Source organism: Nesterenkonia alkaliphila (assembly GCF_009758175.1).
Classification (GTDB): Bacteria; Actinomycetota; Actinomycetes; order Actinomycetales; family Micrococcaceae; genus Nesterenkonia; species Nesterenkonia alkaliphila.
Genome location: NZ_WRPM01000094.1, coordinates 1 through 3953, shown reverse-complemented (window position 1 = coordinate 3953; position 3953 = coordinate 1). Strand labels below are relative to the sequence as shown.

Sequence of the window (3953 nt, the reverse complement as noted above, 5' to 3'; positions counted from 1 at the left end):
TCCAGTTCGTGGCATACCCCATTCTACAACTAATCCAACGAATTACTGACGCACGACACTAGGAGCTGACCATGATTACTGCTATCACCATGATCAAGACCGATCCGGACAGGATTCCGGAGACCGCTCAGGAGATCGCCGACATTGAGGAGGTCGAGGCGGTGTACTCGGTCACCGGTGCCTGGGACCTGGTGGTGATGGTCAAGGTTCCGGACTTCGAGGACCTCAGTGAGCTTGTCCCAGGGAAGATCTCCAAGGCTGGGACCATCCACAGCACCGAGACGATGGTTGCCTTCCAGACCTTCTCCCAACGGGACCTGGAGGTGGGTTTCGCCCTGGGTGGGGACTGAGTGCCCATGGAACGTAGAATGAACGGGTCACTCGCACTGAACTGAAGCAAAGGACTGGTCGTGACTGAACGCGTACTCTCGGGCATGCAGCCCACCGGAGACTCCCTGCACCTGGGCAGCTATATCGGCGCGCTGCTGAACTGGATCAAGACCCAGCAGGAGTATGACGCGTTCTTCATGATTGTGGACCTGCACGCGATCACCGTGCCGCAGGATCCCGAGGTGCTGCGCGAGGCGACCCGTCGCACCGCCGCGCAGTACATCGCCGGCGGCATCGATCCCGAGCGCTCCACCCTGTTCGTGCAGTCCCATGTGCCGGAGCACACTCAGCTGGCCTGGGTGCTGATGACCCAGACCGGGATGGGCGAAGCCGGACGGATGACCCAGTTCAAGGACAAGTCCGCCAAACAGGGCGCCGACTCGGCAGGAGTGGGACTGTTCACCTACCCGATCCTGCAGGCTGCAGACATTCTGCTCTACCAGCCCTACGGGGTCCCAGTGGGGGAGGACCAGAAGCAGCACATCGAGCTCACCCGGGACTTGGCCCAACGGTTCAACCACCGGTTCGGCGAGACCTTCCGGATCCCCAAGCCGTTGATCCCGGAGGTGGGTGCAAGGATCTACGACCTGCAGGACCCCAGTGTGAAGATGTCCAAATCCGCCTCCTCACCCACCGGGCTGATCAACCTCACCGACACGGATAAGCAGATCGCCAAGAAGATCAAGTCCGCAGTCACCGACGACGGCACTGAGATCCGCTTCGACCGGGAGGCCAAGCCCGGTGTCTCCAACCTGCTGAGCATCTACTCGGTGCTCTCCGGCAAGGGCATCGACCAGTTGGTGGAGGAGTATCAGGGCAAGATGTACGGCCACCTCAAAGTGGACCTGGCCGAGCTCGCGGTGGGGACCTTGGGCCCGATCCGGGACCGCGCGGCCGAGCTGCTCCAGGACCCCGCCGAGCTGGACGCCCTGCTGGCGAAGGGGGCGGCCAAGGCGCGGGAGACCGCTGCGCCCACCCTGGCTGAGGCGTACCAGAAGGTGGGCTTCCTGCCGGCGGCCGGCTGAGCGCTATGGCCTACCCCTCCAGACTCCGCCCCAGGACCCAGAACGGGGGTCCGGGAAACCAGCAGCAGGAGGGCAATGGGATCCTTGAAGCCGCCAAGGCCCGGATGGAGAAGCTCGACAGCAGGCGCGAGGTCAGGGCTAAGGTCAACCCGCTGAACATCGAACGCCTGAAACAGGATGAGCTGCAGGCCCGGATGGCCTACGGCCGGGCCCGCCGCCAGGGCCGCAGCGGGATCAAACTTCTGGGCCCGATGCTGGGCTGGGGCGTGGCGCGGCTGAACCGCACCCGGCTCCTTCGGGCCCTCAACCTGTTCTTCTTCCGCTACGGCACAGTGATGGCCGCCGGTGCCGCCTACATGATGTTCTTCTCGGTGGCTGCCATGCTGTTCGCCGGGTTCTCCATCGCCGGATTGGTCATCGGCGGCAATGAGCGCTACCAGGCGCTGATCGTGGAGGCCGTGGACACCATGATCCCCGGGCTGATCGGCTACGGGGAGAACCACCTGGCCTCACCCAGCGAGCTGTTCGCCACCAGCGGGTACGGGATCGGGCTGGCGGTGTCGCTGACGCTGACCGTGATCACCTCGCTGTCCTGGATGCACGGGCTTCGTTCCGGCATCCGCAGCATCTGGGAGCGCCCGTTGATGGCGGAGAACGTGATCCTGGTCAAGGGCCGGGATCTGCTGCTGATGCTGCTGCTCGGCCTGATCCTGCTCACCACGGCAGTGCTGGGTGTGGCCAGCACCCTGTTCATCGAGGAGATCTGGCAGTTCCTGGGCTGGGACGACCAGGGTATTGCCAGACGCTTGGCTCGGGCTGCCACGCTGGTGATATCTCTGGGTCTGGACATGACGGTGGCGGTGCTGCTGATGCGGGTGGCCTCCCGGTTGGTGATGCCGGTCTCCGCCCTCTGGCAGTCGGCGCTGATCGCAGGGATCGGAGCCTCGCTGCTGCGTCTGGGCTCCACCACGCTGCTGAACAACTTCGCTGACACTGAGAACCCGGTGCTGGCCCCCTTCGCCACCGTGCTGGGCCTGTTCTTCTACTTCTACCTGTTCAGCCTGGTCTACCTCATGGCCTCAGCCTGGGGGGCTGTGGCCGCCTCCGACCACGCCCAGCGGGCCTGAGTGAGGCGGTGGGGCTTTTACTGGACAGAGAGCATCTCCGGGGAGTCAGATAGCCTCCTGAGAAAGGGAGGATATGCCAGAGGCCCGGTCGGTGAGAACCGCCGGACCTCTGGTAAAGATCTAACAGGGAGACCTGCCCCTGCTTTCAGGTTCTATTCTACGCTAGTTCAGAGTGGACGTCGATCGAACGGAGTAGAGCCCTGTATGCCCAGCTTGAACCGCACCTAGCTGCTGCCCGGTTGGCACCATACCTGCGGGCCTGCGGAGGAAACCGTAGAGATGCCATCCGTCTCTATCAGTGGAACATCGAGCTCTCCGGGGCTGTCTATCAGGCTTTGCATGTGGTTGAGGTCGTGCTCCGCAACGCTATCGATGCGCAGCTGTGCCGATGGAACCCTGCTCAAGTCGAGCTTCCAGTGGCCGGAATTTCGGCAGCGACTGGTTATTGGACCCGGCCCCACTGCTTCAACGTTTGGTCCGAGAAAACGAACTTAAGACAGCTCACCGCCGGGCTCAGCAGGCGATTCGAAAACAAAAACGCCCTGTTGCTCATGCCGATTTGCTGGCACAGCTTTCGTTCGGAACCTGGCGGTTTCTTCTTCCCGACAAAGACCCCGGTCGCCAGCTGCTTTGGCGTGACGCTCTGCATGCTGCATTCCCGCAGTTGAATCGGAAGCCCAGACAGCTGGTCGAGTCGGTGGATGGTATTTATCGGCTGCGCAATCGTGTGGCTCACTTAGAGCCGCTGCTGAGTATGGGAGAGGTGCGGCGACAGTACGAGAACATGCGGCTGGTACTCGGCGAGATCAGCCCGACAGTACAGACGTGGTTTGTCTCGAATCAACGTGTGACAGCTGTCAATGGCCAGTGAGAAGTGCCCATAGGCGGCCACCAGAACAGCCCGTTGGTGGCCACTAGAACTGCCCACTTATGGCCAGCAGATCTGCCCACCGGGGTTGTGGTGGCACTGGCCATGCAGGGCTTGGGGACTCAGTTCATGGTAGTGACTCCTTTCCCGCCCAGGGCCTGGGTCAGACGAACCGACTCCCCGCTGGTCTGGCACAGATGAGCGTGGTGGAGTAGCCGGTCCACGGTGGCGGTGGCCAGGGTTTTGGGCATCAGCTCATCAAACCCTGCGGGGTGCAGATTCGACGAGACCGCGATGGAGCGTTTCTCGTAGGCGGCATCAACGATCCGGTAGAGTCCCTCGGCAGCATCAGCTCCGACCTCCAGCAGCCCGATGTCATCGATGATGATCAACTCCGCACGCAGGATCCGGGTCACGACCTTGGTGACGGTGTCATCACCGCGGTGGGCCCGGACCAGGGCCCCGAGGTCCTCTAACCGAAACCAAGCCACCCGGTGGCCTGCCTCTACAGCCTGCTGGCCCAGGGCTTCGAGGAAGAAGGTC

At 62.7% G+C, this 3953-nt stretch carries 5 protein-coding genes; 4 read left to right on the top strand and 1 reads right to left on the bottom strand.

Annotation, left to right across the window (positions count from 1 at the left end; genetic code table 11):
- Positions 1 to 71: 71 nt before the first annotated feature.
- From GNZ21_RS12680 to GNZ21_RS12665, 4 genes are all read left to right on the top strand, one after another.
- Entirely contained in the window at positions 72 to 350 is a 279-nt protein-coding gene (locus tag GNZ21_RS12680) for an Lrp/AsnC family transcriptional regulator (protein WP_157324917.1), read from the top strand.
- Between the two features lie 60 nt (positions 351 to 410).
- Positions 411 to 1415: a tryptophan--tRNA ligase gene (gene trpS, locus GNZ21_RS12675; protein ID WP_268234855.1), complete on the top strand. Its 1005-nt coding sequence runs from the start codon at positions 411 to 413 to the stop codon at positions 1413 to 1415.
- Between the two features lie 5 nt (positions 1416 to 1420).
- The gene (locus GNZ21_RS12670; RefSeq protein WP_157324916.1) at positions 1421 to 2542 is read left to right on the top strand and encodes a YihY/virulence factor BrkB family protein; all 1122 of its coding nucleotides are present in this window, start codon (positions 1421 to 1423) and stop codon (positions 2540 to 2542) included.
- 382 nt (positions 2543 to 2924) lie between these two features.
- Entirely contained in the window at positions 2925 to 3413 is a 489-nt protein-coding gene (locus GNZ21_RS12665) for a hypothetical protein (RefSeq protein WP_157324915.1), read from the top strand.
- Between the two features lie 119 nt (positions 3414 to 3532).
- Here GNZ21_RS12665 and GNZ21_RS12660 read toward each other — a convergent pair.
- The coding region (locus GNZ21_RS12660) for an ATP-binding protein (RefSeq protein ID WP_198346027.1) at positions 3533 to 3953 on the bottom strand (421 nt) is incomplete at its 5' end.